This is a genomic window from Pseudomonadota bacterium (assembly GCA_018817425.1).
Lineage (GTDB): Bacteria > Desulfobacterota > Desulfobacteria > Desulfobacterales > RPRI01 > RPRI01.
In genome coordinates, this window is the sequence record JAHITX010000034.1 from 49,871 (window position 1) to 76,666 (window position 26,796).

Genomic DNA, 26,796 nt, shown 5'->3' on the forward strand with positions numbered 1-26,796 from the left:
ACTCTAAAGGTGTAAATCCATGAAAAGATTACCATTATTTATAATTGTGTTTTTTAATATGTTTATTTTCAATCTTGCTTACGCAAATGTAGGAGTATTCACTGGCTATGGTCAAACAATAGAGCTGATTGAGTCTAATGATATTCAAATGGTGAGTGAAGATATTACAATTATACCGGGAAGGGGAAAATTTTTATTTGATGGCGGCATTGCCGGAATGGATAGAGTTGAATATAAATGTAAATTTATATTAAAAAACCGTAATAATAAAAATGTAAGCATCAAGGCTGGATTTCCACTCAGCACACAGTTCTATGGAGAGAACAATAAAACAAGTATACTTTTATCAGAATATCAATTCATTGCTCAAGAAGAAGGTAAAATATATAATGTTAGTTACTCACCATTTGATAAAGAGAAAAAGTTGAATAAAATATTTCTCTGGGATATGGAATTTCTCCCAAATGAGGAAAAAGAGTTGTTGGTGTCATATTCGATGCCGATATCATTTACATTAGCTACTACAGCAAACAACCGTAAAGAATCAAAGTATAGCAAAAAATGGTATAATAAACTTGAATACTGCGCTTTGGAATGGTTTGGTTATGTTACTGAAACAGGCAAAAGTTGGTATGGTCCTATTGAGAAAGCTTCTTTTCGTGTTTATCTAAAGGGCTTTGAAAAATATATCTTCAATCGCCCTTTTGCGGAGGGGATAAGTAGTAAAAATAAAGAAAAGATCTTAAAAAGATATTCTGTTTGGGAACCTTTAGTGTTCCGAGATACTGAACCAGACGTATGGGAGAAAGATGATAAAGGATATATTACATTGTTATTCAATAATTATAAACCTGAAAAGGATTTAATTTTTTCATATTATATACTTTTCTTCCCAAAAACAAAGGATGATTTAGAACGACTTATATCCAGACTTTCTTATGATAGCTTCACGAAAGAAGACTATGAGGATTTGCGTGATATTTTTATCGAATATAATGGGGAAAAAACAAACAATGAAAGAATTCATGAATTTCTTATAAACCAGAAATGGTATGGGAAGAAAATTCAAAATCCAATTCCTGGCGAAGTACTTAATACAATAGAAATTTATAAATAATAACCTCTTATAAACTGTATTGGTTGCAATCAGTGTCGCAATACTTTCAAATTAACAGCTAAAGTATTTATCGTGAATAGTCGTGTGATTAACGGAAAGGGGATGTAATGAATACGGATAATATCATAAAGCTTACAAACCGTATTTCACTGCTTTCAATTATTTTGTTGATATATTGGGTTTTTATTTTTTGTGCTAACACGGTTTTTGGTTTTAAAGTATTCAAAGCAAATATCACGGAATCTTTTTATTTAAGTGTTATCGGAATACTTGCCTTGTTGGTAGGCTCAGTTGTTGTAAATATCATGTTTAATCTAACCAAGATATCCGATTCTATTGGAAACAAACCCGAGCTTTCATCAAGAATTATAAAAAAGAAAAAGTCCGTTATTCTATTATCTTTTCTTTTATCATTTCCCATAATATTTGCATTGCTGTATTACGGTGATATTAAAACATCAGAAAGAAAAGAGAACTTTCTGGTTGATTCGGCAAAATATATGCTAAATAACAACAAAAACATTATTGATCAGTTTGGGCAGTATAAATTTGACCCGGAATATATCAAAAAGACAAGCAGCTCATTAAAAATATTATCCAAGGAAGATGAAAGTTTTCCTTCAGTATCCATGATAATCCAGGACCAAATTGATCAGAAAAAAGTTTTCCTGCTTTTTGGAAGTTATTATTATCCTAAAACGGAAGAGCCCGTAAAAGCCGATTATATCTTCCCCTGTTCTAAAGATGAGAGAGAATATTTAAAGAAAGTCTTTGAAGGTAATGTATTGTCATATAGTTTCAGCGCATCCGATGGGACATATGAGCTTTACTTTCCTGTTAAAAATGATAACCGTATTATTGTACTGTATTTTACGGATAGGCAAAGATATGGTAAATTAGGTTCCTAAGCTCATGGATAGGCTGGCATGACTTATGAATAGTGAATAATGTCTTCTGCATATGTAGTTTTTTAATGGTAAGTGATTAATAAAAGGAAATATGAACAATGAAAGATCAAAAATGGTTAACAACTTCTGCAGGCGTGAAAATGCCGTGGATTATTTATGGAACTGCCTGGAAAAAGGAGCGCACGGCAGATCTTGTTGTAAAAGCTGTTCAGGCTGGATTCAGAGGAATTGACACTGCTGGCCAGCCTAAACATTATGATGAAGCCGGCATAGGTGCAGCACTTTTAAGACTGAAAAAAGATTATGGTATCGAGCGTGAAGAATTGTATTTACAAACCAAGTTTACTCCGCTTCCGGGCCATGATCCGGAACAAGTGCCATATGATAAGAACGCTACTGTGGAAGTGCAGGTTTTACAGTCTTTTGAAACATCAATGAAAAAACTGCAAACTGAATATGTTGATACTTTACTGCTTCATACAATGATAGAACCATATCCGCTCTTAATGAAAGTATGGGAAGCAATGGAGTCAATTCAACAATCCGGTAGAGCGCGTCAGATCGGAATCAGCAATTTTTATTATATATATATGGTGAAAAAACTTTATGCAGATGCCAACATAAAACCTGCAGTACTGCAAAATCGTTTTTATAAAGATACTGGATATGATCCTGAATTGCGTTCCTGGTGTTCCGATAATGGAGTTATTTACCAGAGTTTCTGGACTCTAACCGCAAACCGTTATATTTTATTCGATAATATTGTTCAGACCCTTGCCAGAAAGCATAATAAAACCGATGCACAAATTTTCTTTAGATATCTCAATCAATCCGGCATTGTTCCTCTTACCGGCACAACTTCCGATCAACACATGGCAGAAGATCTTAATGTTTTTGATTTTAAGCTTTCTCCTGGTGATTTAAAGAATGTGAGTTCCTTGCTTAGTGTAAAAGATATAATTACACCTCAAGCTGGTATTATTTTATAATTTTAAGGTAAAAAAATGAAAGTATGGATACGGTAGATAAAAAGTGGATGTTTTTTGTTGTAGCTGCAACAGCCGGCGTATTGTCGTTGCTATTCACAGCTATCTTAAATCGTTCGCGCAGTCCAAAAATTTTAGCCACATTAATATTCCTGCTTTCTCTCTTTATCTTGGGTGAGAATACTCTGCGTGCCGATACAGTGGAATATAAACTCACAATTGCTCAAGAGACGGTCAGTTTTACAGGAAAAGAACGTCCTGCGATGACTATTAACGGTAACATCCCAGGGCCGACGCTACGATTCCATGTAGGAGATTCAGCCGTCATTCATGTCCACAACGCTATGAATGTCAACACCTCGATTCATTGGCACGGAATTCTTTTGCCGAATGGCCAGGACGGTGTTCCGTATTTGACCTATCCACCCATTGCTCCGGGATCAACGTTTACATATCGTTTTATGATCAGACATGCAGGGACGTATTGGTATCATTCGCACAGTGGATTACAGGAACAGCAGGGAATTTATGGATCAATTGCAATCGAGACTGAAAATAGGATCTATGAAGAAGTCCGCGATGAGGTAGTTCTTCTCTCTGACTGGAGTGATGAGAACCCGCATGAGATAATGCGCAAACTCAAGCGTGGCAGTGAATGGTATGCGGTAAAGAAGAACAGTGCACAGAGCGTGCTGGGCGCATACAGAGCTGGCAAAGTTGGTTCATTTTTTCAACGCGAGTTAAGTCGAATGCCGGCAATGGATATATCCGACGTGGCCTATGACAGATTCCTTGCAAACGGAAAGTCGTCATATAAAATACACGCAAGTCCTGGCGAGACTCTTCGATTAAGAATTATTAACGGTTCTGCAACGACGTATTTTCTTTTAGAGTTCGCCGGTGGTCCAATGAAGATTATCGCAGCTGACGGGATTGATGTTAGACCATTTGAAGAGCAAAGATTTCTTATCGGTGTTGCTGAAACATACGATGTTCTCATTCGCGTTCCACAAAACGGTAGTTATGAACTGCGCGCTACGGCACACGACGGATCGGGGCATGCCTCGGTTTGGATTGGAGAGGGTGAGCCGAATGCCGCGCCTGACATCCCAAAGCCGGATCTTTACGCTGCAATGGGTGAAGTTACATTAAGGAGTCTGTTCGCACTCACACCTGAGGGTAGCATGGGAATGACAACAGGCGATGTGGAAGCCGGGAAGTTTGACCGGCCGGGAATGAACATGCAGGGGCATAGCGGTGTCGCTATGAATCATGGCAAGATGCCAATGGGCATGCCGATGTCACACAAAAACCAAACCGGGCACAACATAAGTATGCCGGTAGACGAGATGGCCCACGACCCTGATCTTATGCCGATGCCAATGGCTCACCAATCGACAGATCATGGGACCAAGGATCAGGATGAAGGCACAGGGCGGAAATCTCCTGAGAATATGCACGATGGCCACCAAATGGGCGCTGTGGAAACCGTAGTGGATGGTAAGGACCCGCGCCGTCCATGGCCTATTTATGAAAAGCTTAGGGCTCTTGAGCCGACGGTGTTTCCTCCTGAACAGTCGCGTCAAGTTATTCGCCTCACACTTGATGGAGACATGGACCGATATGTCTGGTACTTCAATAACAAGGCCCTGCATGAACAGGACAAGGTTACCATCCGAAAGGGCCAAGTGGCGCGCTTTGTTATGATTAACCGTACAATGATGCATCACCCTATACATCTCCACGGCCATTTTTTTCGCGTTATCAACGGCCAGGGTGATTACTCCCCATTAAAACATACGGTCAACGTTGCGCCTATGTCTACCAGCGTTATCGAATTCGATGCCAATGATGCGGGCGACTGGTTTTTTCACTGTCACCTGCTCTATCACATGCACAGCGGAATGGCGCGCATTCTCCACTACGAAAGTTTTAAACCCGATGCAGAGGTATCATCTATTCGGCATAAGCTTCTTGAAGATCCCATATATTTCTGGGGCGAAGCTACTGCCATGAGCCATATGACCGAAGGGTCACTCGTCCTGTCGAACACCCGCAATATTCTTACCGCTGACTGGCAGGCAGGGTGGCAGGACGTCGAAGATACTGATTACGAAATTGATCTAACATGGGATTATTCGTTCAACCGGTATGCCAGCGTTTTTGCAGGAGCAGAGATCACAAACGAGGAACTTGGCGACCGGGGAATTTTTGGTGGCCGTTACTTGCTGCCTCTTCTCATTCAAACAACCGGATGGGTTGACACAGAGGGTGAATTACGTTTATCACTATCAAAGGAGTTGCCGTTAACATCGCGTTTGAGCGCCTTTGGCGAGATCGAATATGACACTGCAACCAAATGGGAATGTCAAGCAGGCGCAATTTTCCTAATCGATAAGCGTTTCTCGATAATGGCCAGTTATCATACCGAGTTTGGTATCGGCGCAGGACTTGTGATACGATTCTGACCCCTTTTCTCACAGGGTATTTATCAGTGGCAATTTTAGCAATAAGTGCTGGAGGCCCTTAATATTTAAATAATGATAAATCTTATTCATTTACTGGTGGATTAAGTGTAACAGCCACCCTGGATTATGCAAGCTTCATCCCGGCACACTTGTTACAGCGTTGAGGTAGAAAAATGAAAGTATTTATTAGATTCATTATTATATGGCTTATAGCCTTTCCTCCATTTGCTCTTGCAGAAGATAAAGGCTCGGTTTGTTTGGGGCCTTTTTTAAGCATTATAATGTATGCACCTTCAAATAGGCCATATCTCACTATAGGAGATTATGGCCCTTTTCATTTTGAACAAACCAGCCAAACTTGCAGACTGGTTGCTGAAGACCTTGATCTGAAAAAAGTATATAGGGTCAAAGTCCACTTTGGAGATAAAGTAGTAACATCCTGGAACCTCGACTTTAAAAAAATCGGCAGTAATATGGTTTATATCTGGAGAGATAAAGGCGCATGGCGTATGGAACCTATTAAAAACGGCAAATGCGAACGGCCATGAAGATAATATTTAAAGATAGAATCGGGATCTATAACAATCTAATGCACTGAAATGCAAAAAGTATCGCCCAGTGATTAGTATGTTGTTACGATTACATCAAATTCAAAAGGGGGGCTTATGGGAGTCGGTCTTTTTATATTGTTTGAACCATATTTATCTGATGCATCAATAGATTCAGATGGTAAATTAATTGCGAAAGTGCTTCCTGAGATTGACGACATCGCAAAAAAAATGGGTGTGACTCCTTTATCCAACTTTGGTCTAAATCCTGATATTTCTGATGACTACAAAAATAAACTTGAAAAAGCTGCTAACGTTTTCTTTTCAGAAGATACTCAATCTGGGGGGATAGGAACCAACTTTGGAGAGCAATTTGAGAAATTAATTGATGGAGTTGAAGATTATGTCGATAATGAGGAATTTTTTGATATTTCAGATGGAATAAATACAATCTCCTCTATATTAAATTACATACAAAATCTTAAAAAAAATGATCCGGATTATTCGACAAGAATAGATGGATTTGATTTTATATTAGAGGAATTGGAAGAATATTGTAAATGTTTGGAGATTGGAAAAAAACAAGGGGCGCGGTTTCGTTTTGAAATGTGGTAACGGTTGATAATGCCCAAGAAGTCATTCAATCTGGCAGCAAGTGCCAGCATCTGATGCAACATCAATTTATCAAGCCCTTGCTGCCAGGTTAATTCTACGTTATGTTTGAGCATTTATAAAAGATGGGAAGTATAAATAAAAAAATTAACGCTCTGGACTATTTCTTTACAGCTATCACGTTAGTCGGTGTAATTTGCACATGGTGGTTGGCAAGGGATGACTCAAATTTTCCTGTGTTCCTCATTTTGAGTATCGTATTCTTGCCGCTTCTAACCTTCAAAATTATTTCTTCGCTACTAGCAAATGAAACCATGTTTAGTGGCATGCCGTGTGTCGTGCGAAAAGCCGATAATCCAAGTCTTTATTGGCTGGTAGTTTACACTTATGCGTTTTTTGATTCACTATGCGCTATATATTTGATTTACTACGTATTCACATGAATAAATGGAAATAACAACACCATGTACTGGATTCGCAGGGGCGGACCGCTTCAGCCGTATCGGGGTTCGGTGTTAACGTGGCTTTATCGAAGTCATCATTCCCTGTTCTCCAGTGATGGTGAGGGTTGTATGTCCAATACTATAAAGGTCATTTTTATAATTATATCATTTATAACTGCCTTATCAGCACCCATGTTGATCTTGGTCTTTGATTGGTTAGGAGATAGTTCAAATTGGGATCTGTTTGCGGGTTATTTTTTTATTGTTCTTCTACCTAGTATTTTTTCACGTGGCCTGCATGAAAGAAAAGGACTTTTAAAAGTTAATGTAACATTTGGTAAATGCCTGCGAACATTATACTATGCTGTAATTGCTAATTTATTAATCTGGTTAATATTAACTGTTTTTAAGATAAATTATGGACCTGTTCTTTTAGCCTCTTTCATTTTATGGTTTTCAATGAGCACCTTGTATCATAATTTATTTGGTGTTAAAGAATTAAACTCTTTTAAAAGAAAATGGCTGATAACAAATAATGATCTATAGTGATTTCTAACTTGGCACTCAACGTGACAAGCTACTATCTCGCCGAATCAATCTGTATAGGTTGTCGGCATATTTTTTCTTAATAACCTTATGTTTGCAGGTACCCCTTGCTTGTTAGTTTTTCGTTATCTTCCAAGGAGGTAAAATGAAAGTGTCCCGTACAAAACTCAGTATCATAATTAGTTCTCTTGTTCTTATTTTTCTGTTTGCGGGTTGTGCAACACAGGCTCGACCTTTGCGCTCTTCCTCTATGTTTGCTGAAGACACAACAGAAAATAGGCCTGAAGCGGATCGTATGATTATCTGGACGGCCTCACTTACACTTGAAGTTAACAATATTAGTGATTCTATAAATGAAATCACCTCAATTATTAAGGGTAGTGGGGGATATATTGAAAACAAAAGCATTAGTGGAGAAGAAAGTGGTCATTTAAAATTACGTGTTCCGTCAAAAAACATTACTTCTATTGTTGATAAGATAGCAAAACTGGGAAGTGAAAAACGCCGTAATATTTCTTCAGAAGATGTCACGGAGCAATACATCGATACCGAGGCACGTCTTAAAAATGCAATTGCTTTAAGAAACCGTTTAAAAGATCTTCTTGATAAAGCTAAAGATGTAAAAGATATCCTTGCGATAGAAAGAGAATTAACCCGCATTCAAAGTGACATAGATTCCATGGAAGGCCGTCTTAAAAAATTAAAGGGTAAAATTGATTTTGCTTCTATTGACCTTTATTTGGAACAAAAAACTATTTTAGGACCACTTGGTTATCTGGCAAAAGGTATTGGCTGGTTTATCAAGAAACTATTTATTCTAAAATAATTTTATGAATATAAGCGCAAAGAAAATCTTAAGAGTACTTGGGATTCTTTTTGTCATATTTTTGGCTTATGTAATATATTCAGCCGACAAAGGTTTGCTGCCTCTTTTCATTCGCAAAATATATATGTTTCCCGGTGGTGATAAGGCAGGACATATCGTTTTGTTGGGGTTGCTGGCATTTTTTGTTAATTATTTTCTATATCCGCGCTGTCTTCGTGTTTTTGGCAAAACAATACTTATCGGAAGCCTGATTGTCTTTTGCCTGATTACAATTGAAGAAGTCAGCCAGATATTTATATCAAACCGGACTTTTGACTTGCTTGACCTGTTCTGCAGTTATATTGGCATTATTGCTGGCGATCTTACAGTTAAATATATAAAAAGAGAAAGGGGGTTGTTGTGAAGGTAATGGCATTTAACGGAAGTCCGCGTAAAAAGACATGGAATACCATAACCCTGTTGAATAACGCTCTTCAAGGCGCTAAATCTGCAGGTGCTAAGACTGAACTGGTTCAACTTTACGACCTGAATTATTCCGGCTGTATAAGCTGTTTTTCCTGTAAGAAACTTGATCGTAAGGAGGACGGAGTTTGCGCAGTTCAGGATGATCTGACCGCCGTGCTGGATCGTGTCAAAGACGCCGATGCTCTGATTATAGGCACTCCTGTTTATTATGGCACCGAATCTTCCGCCACTCGGGCTTTTTTAGAACGACTTTGCTTTCCTTACCTGAAATACACAAAAGATATGCGATCTCTTTTTCCAAGACGCATAAATACTGCTATAATTTATACAATGGGTGTAACGGAAGAAATGCTCGAACAAACGGGATTTAGCCAGGTTTTTGCTACGACTAAAATTATGCTTGGGATACATTTCGGAGCGTGTGAGTTGCTATTATCCCTAGATACTCTCCAATACAGCGACTATGACAAGTATGAAGCGGAAATGTTTGACAAAGAGGCAAAATACGAGCGTCATGCCAAAGTTTTCCCACAGGATTGTAAGCGTGCCTTTGAATTGGGTGTTCGTATGGCATCCGGCGAAGTCCCTGATCCGGAGCCGATTCCAAACTATGAATATTGATAATACGCTAAATTATACTGCTTCGATTTAAGTTATCTTGCAAATAAGGCAAAAGTATCCTTTGTATTCAAATGTTGCCGTTGATTCCCGGAGAGAAATCATGGAAATAATCGTTAAACTAATTATCTTACCTGTCTTAATCCTTGCCACTTTGCTTTCATGCGGAGGCAAAAACACGCATTTCGCGCATCCTGATCCTGATATCAGTATTGATAATTTAAAACAGACCGTTCAATATCTTTCTTCCATGAGCCCGGCGCGTAGTTTCAGTTATCCCGAATCGCTTGAAAATTCGGCGCAGTACATCTCGCAAAAATTTATTGAATATGGTCTTGAGCCGAAAAGTCAAAAATTTGAAGTCTCAGGCTATGTATATGAAAATATTATCGCCAGTGCCGGCCCAAAGGAAGGTGAACGCATTATAGTTGGTGCCCATTTCGATGTATGCGGCGATCAGCCGGGAGCCGATGATAATGCGAGCGCTGTAGCAGGTTTGCTTGAAATAGCCCGTTTTGCAAAAAAACATGAAACAAAATTACCTTACAGGGTAGATTTTGTAGCTTACAATTTAGAAGAACCTCCTTTCTTCGGTACCGAAAATATGGGAAGTTATTTTCATGCGAAATCGTTGTATGATAATAATATAAAGATACGAGGCATGATTTGTCTTGAGATGATAGGATTCTTTTCAGAAAAGAAGAAATCACAGACATACCCTCTTGGTTTAATACGCCTGTTCTACCCGGACACAGGAGATTTTATTTGTGTGGTAAGCAACTATGGCAGCTCATCTTTGGCAAAACAATTATCTTTGCATCTTAAAGCCACATCGGTAAATGTTGAAACTTTAAAGGCTCCGTCAATTATTACAGGAGTTGATTTCTCCGATCACAGAAATTACTGGCATTTTGGATATGATGCCGTTATGATAACAGATACGGCTTTCTACAGAAATCCCAACTATCATCAGGTTTCCGATACGATTGACACTCTGGATTTTACCAGAATGAAGGAGGTAGTAAAAGGTGTCTGCTGGTCGCTATTGAATATTAAGTGACTGATTCACAATATAATGAGGTGAACCATGAGTAATGGCAAAGATTCAGGTTCTATCATACCGATTTCGGGAATAATTGCCCTGTTGGCAGTTATTGGTTTTACATTATTTCCACAGATCCCGTTAAAAGGAACGCGTCCTTATTCCGCTGAAATTCAACATGAACCTTATGACAAGGTTATAGCCCGGCTCTGGCAGGACCCGTTTGATGCGGTTCTAAAACACCTGGAGTTGTTAAAAAAATGCGACAGTGAATCAACATATCTGATGGATCAGACAGGGACAGATCAATGCGGAAAGGAGAAAAATGGGGAAAAAGATCCCCAGGATTCACAAAGCAAGCTGAAAAACGAAATCGAAAAAAAAATAAATAACAACGGGGAAGTAACTGTTTTAGGCGTTATGGTTCCGGGAACGGAATATGCCGAAGATAAAGAAAACCGTATGCGTCAGAGATATGCCGTATTATCCGGTCTTCGAAGCCGGCAATTTCTACCTGAAGATTCCGAACATATTAATTTCGTTTTCTTAACATCCGCTAATAAACAGAAGAATAAGCAGCACCTTTTAACGGAAATTATGCCTTATGAATGGTTTACTCATAAATCCGGCAATAAGAAATATGTTCTGCTGGTATGGCTTAACGAAAAAACATTCCGGAATAATCCTTTGTCCCAGCTATCCTGCCTCATAACACGGTTAAGCATTGAGGCAAAAAATTTTAAAATCATCGGGCCCTGGGAATCACAAACTTTAAAGAATATGCTTTCAGAGCTAAAAAATGATAAAATAAACAAAGAAGATAATCCCATAAAAAAACTAAAAGGACTCAGGATATACTCTGCATTTGCAACTGCTGATGCGTCAGGCTTGATAGAAGAATACACTGCAACAGGCAACGGTGACGCTGAGATTAGAAAAATATTTAATTACAAAGATATTATTTTTTCCCGCATAATAGGTTCCGATAAAGCTCTTGCCGAAAAAATAGTTAAAGAATTAGGCAACCGCAGAGTTGCTTTTAATGACAAAGAGAACACTATAATATTGGTTTCGGAATCCGATTCACTCTATGCCGGCTCTTTGCATGATGTTTTCCATCACGAATTATCCAAACAAATTAACAAAACTGCAAAGACCGAAAAGAATAAAGGAGCGAATCTGGTATGTATATCCTATTTACGGGGCATAGACGGTTTTTTGCCGGGGGAAAAGGAAAGCAAAGCAGATAAAAATGAAGATGGAAACAAGCAAAACAATAAGTCAGGTTTTGATCTGGATAAGCTTGCAAAGCCGGCCGGAACAAGTCAGTATGATTATCTGAGGCGTCAGGCAGACGATATATACCATAATCTTCAGCGCAGGCATCGAAAGGTTTCGGCTATCGGCATGCTGGGTTCCGACTTTCATGATAAATATCTTGTGCTTCAGGCATTCCACCAGCGCTTTCCCCAGGCCATTTACTTTACTACCGATCTGGATGCCATGTGGATACACCCGGCCAATCTGCAATGGACGAGGAATCTTCTGGTAGCTTCCTATTTTGATCTTACCGCACATAATGACCTTGAAGATGCCAACCAGGAAAGTATCCCGTCTTTTCGCGACAGCTATCAGACATCTGCTTTTACAGCAATAAGACAGGCATTTCCCGACAAACAGCAAAACGACCGGCAGTGTATACCCAAGCTCTTTGAAATTGGCAACAAAAGAGCTGTCAATTTACTTGAAGCGAAAAACACAACAAATTATGGGTGCACTCTTCGTGCTATAGCTGTTATGGCCTTTCTTGTTTTACTTATATTGTTTTATGCTAATAGTAATGTGAACCAGGCGGTAATGTGGATATTTAAATGTCGAAAAAATTTTATCATTATAATATTTACTACCGCATTCGTTATATTGCTGATCTATTTATTTAATATATATATTAAGCCGTATTTTTCAAACAATCCATGGGAGGAACACTTCTCCCTTTTCGACGGCATCAGTGTCTGGCCGTCGAATATGTTACGGATATTGGCTTTTATTCTATCCGTTTGTTTCCTGTATTTTTCGGACAGGTCGCTGGAAAACAACAGGAAAGAAATTGAAAACAAATTTTGTTTTAATACGCAGGAAAAAGAGAAACATGATAAAAGAGAAAAGACTAAAGGAAAAATTATCAGATATTTGAAAAGGGCAGTCAGTTATAATTTTTTGAAGGAATACAAAGATACAAATATCGCAGAACTATGGTATGAATATAAAACAAGAAACAAATGGAAATATCGCATTGTATGGGTTGCTATATCTTTTATTATATATTTTATTTCGTGCCGTTTTATCTTGGAAGCTTTCGGTTTTCCTTCATCGCCTGTCCGCGGGGATTATAGCTATCGGATAACATATATAATATTAATGGCTGCTATCATATCTTTTTCATGGTTGTTTCTGTACGTTTTTGATTTAACACGGCTATGTCATCAATTCATTGTTAACGCAACTGAGAATAAACCGATTTGGCCTCCTGCATCGATAAAAGAGTGTTCGTATGGAATCTATGAAAATATATGCCACCTTCCTGATAATAAACAGGTACAGGAGAAAAGAGAGAAGATTTTAGAAGAACAAAAAATATTTCTTTCTGAATGGATGCTTGTCAATATAGTTGCAAAAAGAACCAAAGCTGTCGGAAAATTGATTTTTTATCCATTGATAAGCTGGGTTGTTATTTATATTGCCAGGCATAGCTATTTCGACGACTGGAATACAACCATTGGGCTTACAGTAATTATGACAGGCAGTGTTGCTATAACGTGGATGTGCGCATTGATGCAGCGCTACGATGCGGAAAATCTTCGAAAGGCATCCGTTTCCCGTCTTAAGGAACAGCAGATGCGCATTATTTTCTCCAAAGAACTTGAGGATTTAAAATCTCAAATTGAACTTGTGATCAAGGAAATACAGGCCATACGGGAAGGCGCATTTTCACCGTTTTTTCAACACCCCGTTTTCCGCTCCGTACTGCTGGCCTTAAGCAGTGTAGGCGGAACATATATTATGGAATACACAAATATATTTAATTTTTAGGGAAACCTGATGAATAAGATCCATATAATTGGTCATCCTTCTCTATGCGATTCCGGAGATAGATATTTCGGAACTTAAACACCGCAACTTCTTGATTTAGGAGGTGGGGATGACAGGTATCCGTCGATACAAACCGCTTTGACACTGCTTATAGAAGCCGGAAGATCCGAAGGCTCTCCCTGTACAGCAATAAAGCTGGCCGGCTTATCTTTTCCTATAATTCCGAAATCGTTTATACCAAGTAATTTTGCTCCGTTATAAGTAGCACATTTAATGGCTTCCGGCAGCAAATATCCTGCGGCTATAAGCAAACCAAGTTCATGTATTACTGCCGATCCATGATGAACGCCGATACTTCCCGCATCCGTGCCGAGCGCAATTGTAACTCCAAGTTCTCTTGCCTTTGAAATCTGTTTTAGCTGGTGCTCAAGATTCATGCATGTTACATCATATTCAATACTTCCTTTTCCCATATGTTCACAATATGCTTTCATGGTGCAGGCAGTCGGAACCCATGTTATATCTTTTTCCGCCATTAATTTCAGGTTGTCTTCTCCCATGAAAAAGCCATGCTCTATTGAGTGACAACCGGCTAAAACGGCTGCTGCAACCGGTCTTTTTCCGTTTGCATGAACCATAACCTTTAGCCCGAGTTTACCGGCAATTTCCACAGCATCCGAGAGTTCTTCTTTACCAAATTGCGGGTCGGTTTCTTTGCCGAATTCTTTAAGACTGTTTAAACCCGAATTTACTATCTTGATATGATCAATTTCATCCGGACAACTATTAATTGCTTGTGCAAGGCTAAAGCTTTTATCCGGTGATCTTCCTATCAATCCGCCATATCTGCCTGCCCTGTGCCATGCTTTTCCTGCAATTTTAATACTAACAGGAAAATTTTTTTCATCCGGACACTCGTTAAAATATTGCAAGGCATGAGCATGCTTATCGCCGCCGTCTCTGACTGCTAAAACGCCGTGAGACAAGTGCTGGGAAATATGCTTCAAAATAATATCGCTTGCTTTGTCAAAGTCCATATCAAGCTGCATTTCTCTATATTCCGGATCATCCGTTCCCGACATTAAGAGGTGAACATGACTGTCAACTAAAGGAGGAAGTATAGTGCAAGATGATAAATCGATTACTTTACTTGTAGAAGAATCTTTAAACCCGGAATCATCTATAGAAAAAATATTTCCGTCTTTAATGCCAAGCCGCATGTCTTTTAAAACAGGGCCGCCGCTTCCGTCTATAATCCATCCCGCATCTATAAATTTCATTTCAAATAAATACTCCTGTTAATTCTTCCCTGTTATGTGAAACAATGAGTTCTTTTCTTACAAGATCAAGTGCAGCTGCGGCAAATATTTTTTTATTTAAAATTCGGTCTCTGAAATTAAAATTAAAAGTAAAGCCTTTAACTACATCCGGTGTAGCAAGTCCCATGCACACGGTTCCAACCGGCTTATTTTCGGTACCTCCGGCAGGACCGGCAATTCCACTGGTTGAAATACCGTAAGTTGCTCCTGATATTTTCCTAGCACCTGCTGCCATTTCCTTTGCCGTTTCTTCATCCACGGCTCCAAACTTTTCTATAGTTGCCGGTTTGACTCCCAGTACTTTTATTTTTGAGTCATTTGAATATGTAATACCGGAAAAAAGAAAATAATCCGAACTGCCGGAAACATTGGTAAGCATATCGGAAATCAGCCCGCCCGTACAACTTTCAGCAACAGCAATAGTGGCATTATTTTTCTTTAACAGTTTACCTACCACAACTTCCATAGATTTGCCTTCTGCTGAAACTATTTTATCGCCAAATATTTGCAAAACCTTTGCGGCAGCGGCATCAAGAAGCTGAACAACTTCTTTTTCTTCTTTTCCCCTTGCATACATTTTTATATGTATCTCAGGAAAAGTTGCTCTTAATCCAAAGTTGATATCGCCGAATTCATCGATAACGGGTAATATGTTCTCATTTACAGCCGCCTCTGTAACACCGAAAGTCGATATGTTTTTAATTATACTATATTCTCTGCCGCCTTCATAAAGTTCATAGATTTTGGGGAGCACCTTTGCTGAAAGCATCTTTTTCATTTCATAAGGAACACCCGGCAAAAAGAAAAAGCGGCATTTGCCTGTTTTCATTGTAAACCCCGGAGCAGACCCAACCGGGTTGTCAAGGCATTCGGAACCTTTTGGGAGCATGGCCTGTTTATCATTTAATGAATTCATGAGGTGCTTTCTTTTTTCAAAAAAGTTTTTCAAAGTTTTCAAGGCTTCCTCATCAAGGCACATTTCAACACCGGCTGCATGTGCAGCAGCTTCGGCAGTAATATCATCTGTTGTTGGCCCCAGTCCGCCTGTAACAACGGCAATATCAGCACGCGTTCCTATCTCCTTTAATATTGAAGAAATGGCATTAAGATCGTCTCCTACCGTACTATGTCTTACCACCTTAAGGCCCGCTTCTTCCAAAGCTTGTGCTATATATGCCGAATTACTGTCAATCAATGCCCCGGAACGAACCTCATCTCCTGTTGAAAGAATTTCCGCTATCATATATAAAATTTTCCTTTATTATTTATTTTCAGACCAGTTCCAAAGAGCCGCCCGTTGGCGAAGAGAATTATTTCTTACAAAAGTCCATAGTGCATCAAGGTCGGCCTGTGATACTTCAGGATCTTTTTCAAGAATAGCATTGATTTTATCGCAATGCCTTGCCGAAACGCTAAGCCAGTGCCGGATTGTATTGAAAGTTATTCCCAATGAGTCCGCCGCTTTTTGCAAAGGCATTCCTTTAAGCAATAATTTAAGTGCCCTCATGATTTTTTCTTCCGAAGATCTTAATCCATGAAAAACAGTTCCTGTTCTGTTACAAAATGATTTACCGCATGTTTTGCAGAGAAACCTTCGACCGGAAAGACCGTCTTTTGTACGGTATGTCCCGTTTGAAACAACATTGCCTTGTTTGGTTTTACCATAAAGTTTGCATGCAGAATTTGTGCAGGTTTGTGTTATTTGTTTAACAGTATTGATGTTTTTATTATAAGATAAGTTTCTATCAACGCCTAATGATGATTCATCAACGCCAATTAAAGATTTCTGTTCCGGCATTTTTCCCGATTGTCCGGAAATGTGTTCAATCATCCATACATAAGGCTTTCTAAGTTTTATATGAACATCCAGATTCTGCTCATATATGACAGGGTTTGTTTCATTGAGTCTGTGAGCATAATCTCTAACAAATCTCATCCCTATATTACTCTGGATTGTTTTCGCTTCTTTGGTAGCGGTATGAGTAGCGAGAAGAAAATTTTCTTTTTGCTTAATTTCAGAAAGGGACTGAGCACTGTCTATAACAAGCCGCCGCCCAACGCTGACACAGGCTGAATGTACGGAATAATAGAACAAAACCCCCTCATCCATGCTTATTATATCATTAATGCTTCGTAAACTCAGATAATTTTCTATGCACTTTGATTTTATAATATCCTTATATATATCCGTTTTTATCGGAAGACATATTTGATGTCCAACATAATGCCCCCAACAGTCAATAATTGTATTGTTAAGATTTGGAAGGAACCTGGCAGCTTTTTTGATTACATCTTTCGGCAATGGTCTCTCCGTACCGTAAATATCCCGATGGCATGAGAGAATCATATTAATTTGCCTATCTGTTGTAATTGGTATGTATTTTACAAGAAAGTCATCCGCGGATTTATTTTGGTATCTTAATAATTCTCGTGACAAAAACTGATCTTCCTCAATCAATGAATACTTAAAAAACCTTTTGCCTAAAGAATACCAGACAGGCTGGTCCGCGTTGAGAGCTATTAATGCCTGCATAGGAAGACCGGTCATTTCCGAAAGATCATGCAGATTCTCAATTCTGGGACTGCGGCGATCGGATTCCCAATTTTGCAGTTCCCGAACGCTTATTTGAATTGATTCGGAAAATTTATCCTGGCTCATCTTCCGCCATTTTCGATATTCTTTTATAAGAGAGCCAAGAGATCTGTATAACTTAGTATTATCTGACGAAATATTTGTTCCTTGTATAGAAGCCATGAATTTAATATTCCATTTACGATATAAGATTTAATGTTAGTTTGAATAAATGAATTATTAAATACAATAAGTCAACTATGAAAAAAGTCATGTTTTTTTAAGGCAGGTTTCACACCGGCATTAAACAGCCCTTTTTTGGTGCCGTGTCTTGCCTGACAAAGCTTTTAAATTAGCACGAACCTTAAAAGGACTGCTTAATGCCGGAAAGAGCATTAGTTTACTATAAATATCAGGAAGGAGGTGAAAAGTTAAGGACTGTGGGGGAATACTGTTATATCTTTTTATATTAATATCAATTTAAGGAGTAAAGATATGAGTAAGAGAAGATGGGGTGAAGCAGGCTTGTGTGTGTTTTTGGTACTGGTGATGTTGGTAATTTTCTCTCCAACTGCCACAGCACAAATGACTACCAGTTTCCATGGTTATCTGGAATCTAATATTGTTTTGCGGGATGTAAATGGTGCGCAGTATGGTTTTTTTGACCAAACAGAAGCAGTACAGCAGAGAAATACATTAAAGTTTGATGTTGATATTGATCCCGATATAGATATGGGTCCCTTTAGAGTCGAAAAAGTCCATTTGACCTTCAGGGGAGCCTATGATTCTATTTTTGACCTTCGCGCAAATGAGTATGATATCACTAGGGATCTGGGTGCTTCAAGATTCGATTATGGTGAAGAAGACATCAGGTTTGAGCAAGACTTAAGAGAAGCATTTATTGATTTTGCCTATAAAGGCTCTATGGGCAACAGGGCTTTTTTTAGAGCAGGAAGACAGCTTGTATCCTGGGGTGAAAGTGGTCTTGAAACCATGAATGATATAATTAATCCGGCCGACCAGTCCTACCAGATGTTTTTCCAGAACCCTGATGATGTAAAGATTCCGTTATGGATGGGCCGTTTAAATTTCGACATGCCGCGTTTTGCCAGAACCAGCATCAATTTTGATCTGTTGTGGATTCCGGATATCAGGCCCTCTCAGTTTGGACCAATGGACAGCGTTACCGATCAGCCGGGTGTTGGTATGCAAGCCCCATATGTGCGTTGTTTGCCTTATGCTGCAATGGGGCAGACTGTATATCAAAACGGTCTTCCGTTTATTAATGGCGCAACTGTCAGGCAGGATGTGCCTACCAACAATAATGAATATGGTGGAAAAGTATCGGCACAGATCGGAGACAGATTTAATCTTTCTTTGCTTTATTTCAGGGATGTGGTCAATGACGCCGGTCTGGTGCTGAATTGGGATAATGCAGAGCTTGCAAAACTACCGGCTATGATGGCAGGGATGGGACCGCCGCCAGACCATCTAATCGATTCGGTTACACTTACTCACAATAAACAGCATGTTTACGGTGGTTATTTCAGTTATCAGTTACTTCTTGGCCGCTTTGAAGCGGTTATAAGAGGTGAGGTTTCACATTACACTAAATATCCTGTTGCTGCTTTTAATGCTGTTAATGCAACAGCCCCTTTTGATGCTGCATTTAGTCCGAATCCTCTTTATACAGGCTCATCTAATGCGTTTATATATAAACCAGTTACAAAGTGTATGCTGGCCTTTGACAAAGATCTGCGTTTAAGATGGTTTTCTCCTCATGATCTTACCAAAGTCACTGTAGAGTGGCTGCATACTACTATAAATGAATGGCATGGCGACAACCTGGATCAGCCTGAACAGATGTTGTTAGGCGTGGATCGGGAAAATATCAGAGAACAGGATAGTTTCTATTTTCAGGTAATGACAAACTGGTGGGCAAGCAAACTTTCTCCTATGATCGTTTGTGCCTTCACTCCCGGAAAGCATGGAGAAGGTACTACATACATGCTGCGTCCTTCAATTAAATGGACTATAACACCAAATTTATACACCGAAGCGGTGCTTCAGGCCTTTTTTGGTGATGAAGCAGCAAGCTATGGATTCGGCAAATTTGTAAATGGACCAAGTGAGGCAACCATTAAACTGGGATATGAATGGTAACGGTTATTTTCCGGAGGATCGTATCAACAGTTATTAAAAGTACTATTAGGCAAGATAATAAATGACAAAGGCTTTTTTTGGATTTTGGAAAAACCAAAGGAGGAAAAAGTGAAGATAAGAAAAATAAGGCTTTTTAAAATTTTAGGGTTGTCGCTGCTTGTTCTGCTCTTGGGCGGTTCATTGCCGGCTATGGATTTACCCAAGGTAATTGACAAGACCAACTGTGCTCAATATAAAGACATTCTATTTCCAGCTATGTATCGCGCGGTAGAAAAAGGCGACATGGTTGTCACGCCGGGAACTGTTAACTTTAAATGGAAGTTACCGGAAAGCTTTCTTGCTGCAAGCCAGAAGAATGCCGGAAAGTTTGACATAAGTTCTGAAGGAGAGGTAATCGAAAAAAGTACAGGAAAAATTCCATACCATAATGTTTACGGTATGCCTTTCCCCCAAATTGATCCTAAAGATCCCAAGGTAGGAAACAAGATTGTAGCAAATTATAAATGGTCGGTATATCGTTTCATGGCTTCAAGACTGCGTAGACCTCTATTATGGATAGACAAATCAGGAAAGGAACGCTATGCAGACGGTTTGTTTTCATGTCTTTATTTGACAGGCAGGCCGCCAGGTCAGGAAATAGCAAAAAATCCTGATCATGTTCTTAGCTACGAATTACCAAGAATTTTGGAGCCGATGAGTGTTAAAGGAACTAATCAAATGATGCTCGTTTATATGGACCCATCAAAGGAAGACACCAGTTATGCTTATGTTCCTGCCATTCGCAGGATTCGGCAAACCGGAACAGCGTCACGATCTGATCCATTCATGGGATCTGATTCATGGTCTGATATGAATTATGGATTCAGCGGTAAAATCAGTTCAATGAAATGGAAGTTAATTGGAGAAAAAACGATTCTTGTTTCTTTTACCAGCCCGAACTTGATACCTGTTGAGGAATTACCGGATGGAAGGGTTCCTTCGAAATTTCCATACACGGGTGAGTGCTTCAAATTAAATTATGAAGTGCCGGGATTTACGGGCGCTGCCTGGGCACCTGCTCCGGGTGTTATAACATATGCTCCCAGAAAAGTATGGGTTGTGGAACAAATGCCTAAAGATCCTTATTACAACTGGGGTTTGCACGTAAATTATATTGACCAGGAAACTTATAACATATGGTACAAGGAAGTATATGAAAGATCCGGCGATTTCCGGACCTGGTTTACTAATTTCTTCCATTATAGTGAGAGTCCAAGTGGTAAAAATAATATAGGAGATAGTGATGCTCAGGTCTATATAGATGAAAAAGCGCGTCATTGTACTGTTAGCTCTACGGCTCCTCATCCCGAAGACTTTTTATATATACCTGCTTCAAAACTGGACGCCAGCTTTTTTAGCGTTAGTAATTTCTTGCTGTTGTCGAAATAAAAGTTGCTGGTATTTTATGGCTTTATATCACAACTCATAACTTTATTTCTATAAACGTATTTTGCTTTCACCTTATTTGTCTATCAAGCAATATGCATGGTTCTGTAGTTTTGCACGTTTATACAAGTTTATACAATTTGATATAAACAACCGGTCGGTCTTAGGCAAAGGAACCGGCCGGTTGTTTTTGCAATCGAGACTATTCATTTTAATATCAATTAGATGTCAATTATTACCTGGTAACATATTTGCTTAATAAACCGTTGTTTAAAGATAAGCATAAGGAAGAGATTAAGGAAATTGTATGTTGCGGATATACACCCCGATGTCCTGCATTCGTAAGAGTAATAGAGACTTCTTTTAATAAACACCTATCAATAAAGGGAGAATAACGGATGACAAGTTCCAAGTCAGAAAATCAGGAGCACGAAGAACGATTACTGATTGATGGTCGCCTTACGACTGCTCAATCCGGCGCAACATTTAAGAACATCAATCCTGCCACGGAAGAAGTCATGGGTGTTGTTGCTGATGCTTCCGCAAAGGATATGGACCGTGCAATTGCTGCAGCCAGAAATGCATTTGATAAAACCGATTGGGCAACCAATCATGCTTTTCGCAAGAAGTGTCTGGAGCAGTTGCACACAGCTATTGAAGAAGAAAAAGAGCTGTTCAGAACGGAAATCGTGGCTGAAGTTGGGGCTCCGATTACCCTGACATATGCAGGACAACTTGATTGGCCACTATCGGATGGATTGTTATGGCCTGCGCAACAGATAGAAACCTATCCCTGGTGCCGCAAGATATCCGATCAGACATTGGGTGGCGGAAAACCGGCCAGCCGCTGGGTCTGGAAAGAACCTGTTGGAGTTATAGCAGGGATAATTCCCTGGAATTTCCCTTTCGAAATTACAATCAACAAAATCGGGCCCGCGCTCGCCACCGGTAATACTATGGTTATCAAAGCAGCAACCCAGACGCCGTGGAATGCAACCCGGATAGGTCGCCTGATAGCAGAGAAGACGGAAATCCCGGCAGGTGTTGTTAACGTGGTATGTGCCCAGAACCATGATGTATCGCAAATGCTCATCTCAGATCCGAGAGTCGATATGGTTTCCTTTACAGGTTCAACTGCTACGGGTCAAATGATACTGGAAGCAACAGCACCTACCTTCAAGCGGACTTTAATGGAACTCGGGGGCAAGAGCGCAACTATCGTGCTCGACGACTGCCTCCTCGAAAAGGTGCTGCCGATGGCTGCTATCGTATCATGTATGCATGCCGGACAGGGCTGCGCTGTGCCGACCCGACTCCTTTTACCAAGATCACGCTATGAAATGGGAGTTGCTATCCTCAGCGATGTCTGGAAATACGTAACTTATGGCGATCCCAACGACATCAATACTGTTGCCGGGCCACTTGTCACTGCAAAACAACGCGACCACGTCCTTGACTATATTGAGAAAGGAAAGGCTGAAGGCGCACGTTTGCTAAAAGGTGGCGGCAGGCCCAAGCATCTTTCGCGCGGCTGGTATGTTGAACCAACCCTGTTTGTTGACGTCGATAATATGTCCACAATTGCTCAGGAGGAGATATTCGGACCGGTTCTTTCTGTGATCCCATATGACGATGATGAAGACGCTATTCGCTTAGCAAATCAGAGCAAATACGGCCTTTGCGGTATGATCTGTTCCGGATCTCAGGAACGTGCCTTAAACGTTGCTAAAAAAATTCGCTCAGGCTCACTTATCATAAACGGTGGCAACTTCTATGGCGCTGAAGCGCCCTACGGTGGTTACAAATGGAGCGGTAACGGCCGACAGTGTGGGATCGAAGGACTTGAGCAGCATCTTGAAACCAAAGTAGTAGGATGCGAATTTCCTCTAACTGAAGAATAAATTAATATGCAATTAAGGAGAATAATAATGGATGATCTTTGGGGTTATCGTGGTAAAACGGTCGTGATTGATGGGGCGTCTTCCGGAATGGGATTGGCAGCAACAAAGCTTCTGCTGGAGTTAGGTGCAGATATCTATGCCCTTGATGTAAATGAGCCACCTGTGACAGTCAAGAAATATATACATACCGATTTAGGTGACAAGTCATCGATAGATGCCGCTGTTGAGCAATTACCTAACGAAGTGCGGGCGCTTTTTTGTTGCGCCGGTCTGCCCGGCGCTCCTTTCCCGGATATCGATGTTGTAATGGTCAACTTTGTTGGTCACCGTCACCTCATCGAAAAAGTTATTCCACGGATGAACCCGCAGGAAGGAGCAATTGCCATCATTTCGTCGCTGGCTGGGGCGATGTGGCGATTCCATGGACTTTTCTTCCAGGGGCTTCTGGATACAGCCGATTTCGATGAAGCAAAGGCATGGGTGCAGGCAAACACTGCAAAAATCAAAACAGCACAGAATGGTGTAGAAGGTGGCTATGCTTTTTCAAAAGAGTGCATATGCGCTTATGCGCGGCATAAAGCCATAGAATTAGCTCAGAAAGGGCTCCGTCTTAACGTGCTGAGCCCGGCAGCGACCGAAACCCCCATGTTTAAACACTTCCGCAATCAGTTTGGTGATGCACTTGACCAATGGAAGGTTGGCCGGTTTGCCACACCTGAAGATATGGCCAGGCCACTGGTATTTTTAAACAGCTCCATGGCGGGTTATATAAGTGGCCAGGATCTTATGGTTGATAACGGGCTTTCAGCTATTATGGAGTTTGCGCCAATAGCACAGGGATAGGTATATAGTACAACCTGGTATTCCCGGAAATAACTTATTTTTTACCGAGTTGATCAATTATATTTTTTTGAAAGGCAATACGTTCTATCCATTCGGTGTTTTCCGTAAAGTGGATAGTTGCCAAGGTGTTGTATTCCGCTGCCTGGGATGGATTGCCTTTCAGAAGCCAGGCTTCGGCAAGATAGTAATAGTTTTCTCCTCTGCCTGGATAAAGGTTTATGGCCCGTTCCAGATAGCGGATGGCTTCATCCGGCCTGTTTGCTTTAATTAACAACTGTCCCCGTTTTGAAAGTTCTATACTGGCAATAGCTCTGGGACTCGGAGTATCACTGGGGGTTTTTATTGGTTGATCAGCTTGAGGTAATTTTGGAAGTGTTACTTGCCGGGGAGTTCTTCGGGATGGTGTCAATGGCGGCTTTTCAAACACACAGCCGGCAAAAAGGAGGAGAAAACATCCTATCAGGATTGATTTAAAAAATAGGCGCAATTTTTTTTACTCCTTCCATAATTTTTTTAAACGGAGAAAAGCAGCTATGCTGCTTGCAGGTTTCAGGGAGTGTTGTTTTGCTTAAAAATATTTCATCGATAGTGTGGGGACAGCAATTGTTATTAGCAAGTAAACCGCTGTCCGTGCATACGCTGCGGGTTAAAACACCCGAAGGAACATCAAACCATTCCCCGGATACATATTGGGGGAGCATCTTCATCAGATCGGCCCATATGGGCAAGGCCGCTTTGGCCCCGGTAGATTGTATGCTGTCACCATTGTCGAATCCAACCCACACCAGTGCAAGTATATCCGGGGTGTAGGCTACAAACCAGGCGTCTCTGGAATTATTGGTGGTTCCGGTTTTTCCGGCTACAGGCCAATTAATTCCATAGTATTTTAATGAACGTGCGGTTCCTGTATTTACAACACTTTTCATCAGATCACTCATCATATAGGCTTTTGCGGGACTTATCAATCGTTTGATGCTTGCGTGCCTGTTTTCAATAGCTTTTCCGGTATTATCTACAACATCCCTTATGGTAAGAGGAAACGGCAGAAGACCATCTGCGGCAAAAACACAATAAGCCCGGGCCAGCATGAGAGGGCTTATTTCCATGGCGCCAAGCGCCATGGCAGGGTAGGGCGGTTTATTTATGGGAAGATTGAATGCTTCGGCAGTATTGGCGATACGCTCTAAACCCACTTCATAGGCAAGATTGATGGTGGCAATGTTTTGTGACTCGGCAAAAGCCTCTCTGAGAGTTAATTCGGAGGCGGCATCATCTTCGAAATTTTTCGGTTCCCACGGTTTGCCATCAACCATATATGTTTGCGGGATATTGGAAAGCTTTGATACGGGTGTATGGTTGTCTAAGGAAGTCAGATAGACAAAGGGCTTAAAAGCGCTTCCTGGCTGACGCATGGCCATGGTTGCCCGGTTAAACTGGCTGACACTATAATTACGGCCGCCTGCCATAGCAATAATATAGCCGGTTTTGGGTTGCATAACAATAATAGCGCCTTGAAGTTGTTTTTGCGGGTTGCTTTGTTTAAGGCCTGGATTGGCGTTTTCCAGACGCCGCAGGCCCGTTTCAAGCGCTTTTTCAGCAGCTGTTTGTGCCTGAGTATCTATGGTGGTATAGATGGAAAGCCCTTCGCTTGAAAGGGCATATGGTGAATAAATTTCTGTAAGCTGGTTTGTTACATAATCCATAAAATATGGTGCCCGGCGGCTATATGTAGTATAGCCGGCCGGTTTCATGGGCGTTAGTTTGGCTGTATTATAATCCTTTTTTGTCAGCCAGCCCTCCTGATGCATGGCCGAAAGAACTGCGTTGCGTCTTTTGATGCAGTTCTCCGGGTTTTTATAGGGTGAATAAAGGTTTGGTCCCCGTATAATACCAGCCAGAGCGGCTGCTTGTGCAACAGTTAGCTCCGAGGCATCTTTTTCGAAATAAAACCGGGCTGCTTCACCCATGCCGCTGATGGCAATGGATCCCTGCTGGCCAAAGTAAATATCGTTCATATAAATTTCAAGGATTTCATTTTTGCTGAATTTTTTTTCCAGAATAATTGAAATCAAAAGTTCCTTAATCTTTCGGCTATATGTTCGCTCCGGTGTCAGAAAATAATTTTTTGCAAGTTGCTGGGTGATGGTGGAACCTCCCTGACGAATGCTACCGGCCTGAAGGTTAATTATAAACGCTCGCAATACACCACTTAGTGAGAACCCGGGGTGTTTATAAAAATGGCGGTCTTCCGCAGCCAGAACAGCATATGCTATATAAGGCGGAAGCTTACTTAGGGAAAGAAGACGGCGTCGCTCCCGGTCCGGCCCATAGTATAGCATCAGTTCTTCCGGTTCCAGTTCGAGAAGGGGCATCGGGGTGCCTGTATCAAGGTTTGTAATGGCGGCCACTTGATTTTCCTGCATCCGTATTTGTACAGGCAGGCCTATCTGATTATACATGGGTGAGTGAAATTCATGCAGATAGATAGTTATCCTGCCGGCCGAGAGCTGCATTTCCCCCGGATTTTTGGGTGAGCGGGATGTTTTACGGTATCCGAGCCTAGTAAGTTTTTCAATGAACAGGGCGGGATTAATCTTTTGGCCCATATACATAAGAGTAGTGTCGGAATAGACCTTAGAGGGAATATCCCAGAGGCGGCCTGCAAATCGCCTGTCGATGCGATGTGAAAGAAACAACATATAAACAGCCACAACCGCAACAGCCAGGATTGTTAAGCCTGCGATAGCTTTTATAAAAAACCGTTTTGTTGCCCGTTTCGGCTTGCTTCGTTTTTTTCGCTTCTTTGTCATAACTTTCCAGAATTATTGTTTGATTTATTCAAAACTGACTTTCTTTCCTTACACAAGATTTTATCTTTGGCTTCATATGCTTATTTGCTTTTTA

Annotated in this window: 21 protein-coding genes; 16 read left to right on the forward strand and 5 right to left on the reverse strand. The window is 40.5% G+C overall.

Annotation, left to right across the window (positions count from 1 at the left end; genetic code table 11):
• Positions 1 to 19: 19 nt before the first annotated feature.
• The 12 genes from KKC46_07145 to KKC46_07200 all read left to right on the forward strand — a co-directional run bounded on the left by KKC46_07145 (position 20) and on the right by KKC46_07200 (position 13,669).
• Positions 20 to 1,117 (forward strand): hypothetical protein, encoded by a 1,098-nt coding sequence (locus KKC46_07145; protein ID MBU1053589.1) that lies wholly within the window; start codon positions 20 to 22, stop codon positions 1,115 to 1,117.
• A 107-nt stretch (positions 1,118 to 1,224) separates the two neighbouring features.
• Positions 1,225 to 2,025: a hypothetical protein gene (locus tag KKC46_07150; GenBank protein ID MBU1053590.1), complete on the forward strand. Its 801-nt coding sequence runs from the start codon at positions 1,225 to 1,227 to the stop codon at positions 2,023 to 2,025.
• 98 nt (positions 2,026 to 2,123) lie between these two features.
• Positions 2,124 to 3,014, forward strand: a complete 891-nt coding sequence (locus KKC46_07155) for an aldo/keto reductase (protein ID MBU1053591.1) — start codon at positions 2,124 to 2,126, stop codon at positions 3,012 to 3,014.
• A 23-nt stretch (positions 3,015 to 3,037) separates the two neighbouring features.
• Positions 3,038 to 5,479 carry a multicopper oxidase domain-containing protein gene (locus KKC46_07160; GenBank protein MBU1053592.1) on the forward strand — a complete coding sequence of 814 codons (2,442 nt, stop codon included), beginning with the start codon at positions 3,038 to 3,040 and terminating at the stop codon, positions 5,477 to 5,479.
• Positions 5,480 to 5,652: 173 nt separating this feature from the next.
• Positions 5,653 to 6,027: a hypothetical protein gene (locus KKC46_07165; protein ID MBU1053593.1), complete on the forward strand. Its 375-nt coding sequence runs from the start codon at positions 5,653 to 5,655 to the stop codon at positions 6,025 to 6,027.
• A gap of 117 nt (positions 6,028 to 6,144) precedes the next feature.
• Positions 6,145 to 6,642: a hypothetical protein gene (locus KKC46_07170; protein MBU1053594.1), complete on the forward strand. Its 498-nt coding sequence runs from the start codon at positions 6,145 to 6,147 to the stop codon at positions 6,640 to 6,642.
• Between the two features lie 569 nt (positions 6,643 to 7,211).
• Entirely contained in the window at positions 7,212 to 7,628 is a 417-nt protein-coding gene (locus KKC46_07175; protein MBU1053595.1) for a hypothetical protein, read from the forward strand.
• Between the two features lie 145 nt (positions 7,629 to 7,773).
• On the forward strand, positions 7,774 to 8,454 hold the full coding sequence (locus tag KKC46_07180) for a DUF4349 domain-containing protein (protein MBU1053596.1): 681 nt from the start codon (positions 7,774 to 7,776) through the stop codon (positions 8,452 to 8,454).
• 4 nt (positions 8,455 to 8,458) lie between these two features.
• On the forward strand, positions 8,459 to 8,857 hold the full coding sequence (locus tag KKC46_07185) for a VanZ family protein (GenBank protein ID MBU1053597.1): 399 nt from the start codon (positions 8,459 to 8,461) through the stop codon (positions 8,855 to 8,857).
• A complete protein-coding gene (locus KKC46_07190; GenBank protein ID MBU1053598.1) occupies positions 8,854 to 9,540 on the forward strand; it encodes a flavodoxin family protein in 687 nt (228 codons plus the stop codon). The genes KKC46_07185 and KKC46_07190 overlap by 4 nt, the downstream gene beginning before the upstream one ends.
• A 247-nt stretch (positions 9,541 to 9,787) precedes the next feature.
• On the forward strand, positions 9,788 to 10,597 hold the full coding sequence (locus KKC46_07195; protein ID MBU1053599.1) for a M28 family peptidase: 810 nt from the start codon (positions 9,788 to 9,790) through the stop codon (positions 10,595 to 10,597).
• Between the two features lie 27 nt (positions 10,598 to 10,624).
• Positions 10,625 to 13,669: a hypothetical protein gene (locus tag KKC46_07200; GenBank protein ID MBU1053600.1), complete on the forward strand. Its 3,045-nt coding sequence runs from the start codon at positions 10,625 to 10,627 to the stop codon at positions 13,667 to 13,669.
• Between the two features lie 74 nt (positions 13,670 to 13,743).
• On the opposite strand, the gene KKC46_07205 is transcribed toward KKC46_07200, so the two are convergent.
• The 3 genes from KKC46_07205 to KKC46_07215 are packed head-to-tail and all read right to left on the reverse strand — an operon-like array spanning position 13,744 to position 17,743.
• Positions 13,744 to 14,949: an amidohydrolase family protein gene (locus KKC46_07205; GenBank protein ID MBU1053601.1), complete on the reverse strand. Its 1,206-nt coding sequence runs from the start codon at positions 14,947 to 14,949 to the stop codon at positions 13,744 to 13,746.
• A 1-nt stretch (position 14,950) separates the two neighbouring features.
• Positions 14,951 to 16,231 carry a competence/damage-inducible protein A gene (locus KKC46_07210; GenBank protein MBU1053602.1) on the reverse strand — a complete coding sequence of 427 codons (1,281 nt, stop codon included), beginning with the start codon at positions 16,229 to 16,231 and terminating at the stop codon, positions 14,951 to 14,953.
• 18 nt (positions 16,232 to 16,249) lie between these two features.
• Positions 16,250 to 17,743 carry a helix-turn-helix domain-containing protein gene (locus KKC46_07215; GenBank protein MBU1053603.1) on the reverse strand — a complete coding sequence of 498 codons (1,494 nt, stop codon included), beginning with the start codon at positions 17,741 to 17,743 and terminating at the stop codon, positions 16,250 to 16,252.
• Between the two features lie 312 nt (positions 17,744 to 18,055).
• Here KKC46_07215 and KKC46_07220 point away from each other — a divergent pair, with 312 nt between their 5' ends.
• The 4 genes from KKC46_07220 to KKC46_07235 all read left to right on the forward strand — a co-directional run bounded on the left by KKC46_07220 (position 18,056) and on the right by KKC46_07235 (position 23,892).
• Positions 18,056 to 19,723: a hypothetical protein gene (locus KKC46_07220; GenBank protein MBU1053604.1), complete on the forward strand. Its 1,668-nt coding sequence runs from the start codon at positions 18,056 to 18,058 to the stop codon at positions 19,721 to 19,723.
• 108 nt (positions 19,724 to 19,831) lie between these two features.
• Positions 19,832 to 21,151 carry a DUF1329 domain-containing protein gene (locus tag KKC46_07225; GenBank protein ID MBU1053605.1) on the forward strand — a complete coding sequence of 440 codons (1,320 nt, stop codon included), beginning with the start codon at positions 19,832 to 19,834 and terminating at the stop codon, positions 21,149 to 21,151.
• A 395-nt stretch (positions 21,152 to 21,546) separates the two neighbouring features.
• A complete protein-coding gene (locus KKC46_07230) occupies positions 21,547 to 23,049 on the forward strand; it encodes an aldehyde dehydrogenase family protein (GenBank protein MBU1053606.1) in 1,503 nt (500 codons plus the stop codon).
• A 27-nt stretch (positions 23,050 to 23,076) separates the two neighbouring features.
• Complete coding sequence (locus KKC46_07235) at positions 23,077 to 23,892, forward strand: SDR family oxidoreductase (GenBank protein MBU1053607.1); 816 nt, start codon at positions 23,077 to 23,079, stop codon at positions 23,890 to 23,892.
• Positions 23,893 to 23,926: 34 nt separating this feature from the next.
• Here the strand turns inward: KKC46_07235 and KKC46_07240 are convergent, their stop codons facing one another.
• Both KKC46_07240 and KKC46_07245 read right to left on the reverse strand, forming a co-directional pair.
• Positions 23,927 to 24,379, reverse strand: a complete 453-nt coding sequence (locus KKC46_07240; GenBank protein ID MBU1053608.1) for a tetratricopeptide repeat protein — start codon at positions 24,377 to 24,379, stop codon at positions 23,927 to 23,929.
• Positions 24,363 to 26,702, reverse strand: a complete 2,340-nt coding sequence (locus KKC46_07245; protein ID MBU1053609.1) for a PBP1A family penicillin-binding protein — start codon at positions 26,700 to 26,702, stop codon at positions 24,363 to 24,365. The genes KKC46_07240 and KKC46_07245 overlap by 17 nt, the downstream gene beginning before the upstream one ends.
• Positions 26,703 to 26,796 lie beyond the last annotated feature (94 nt).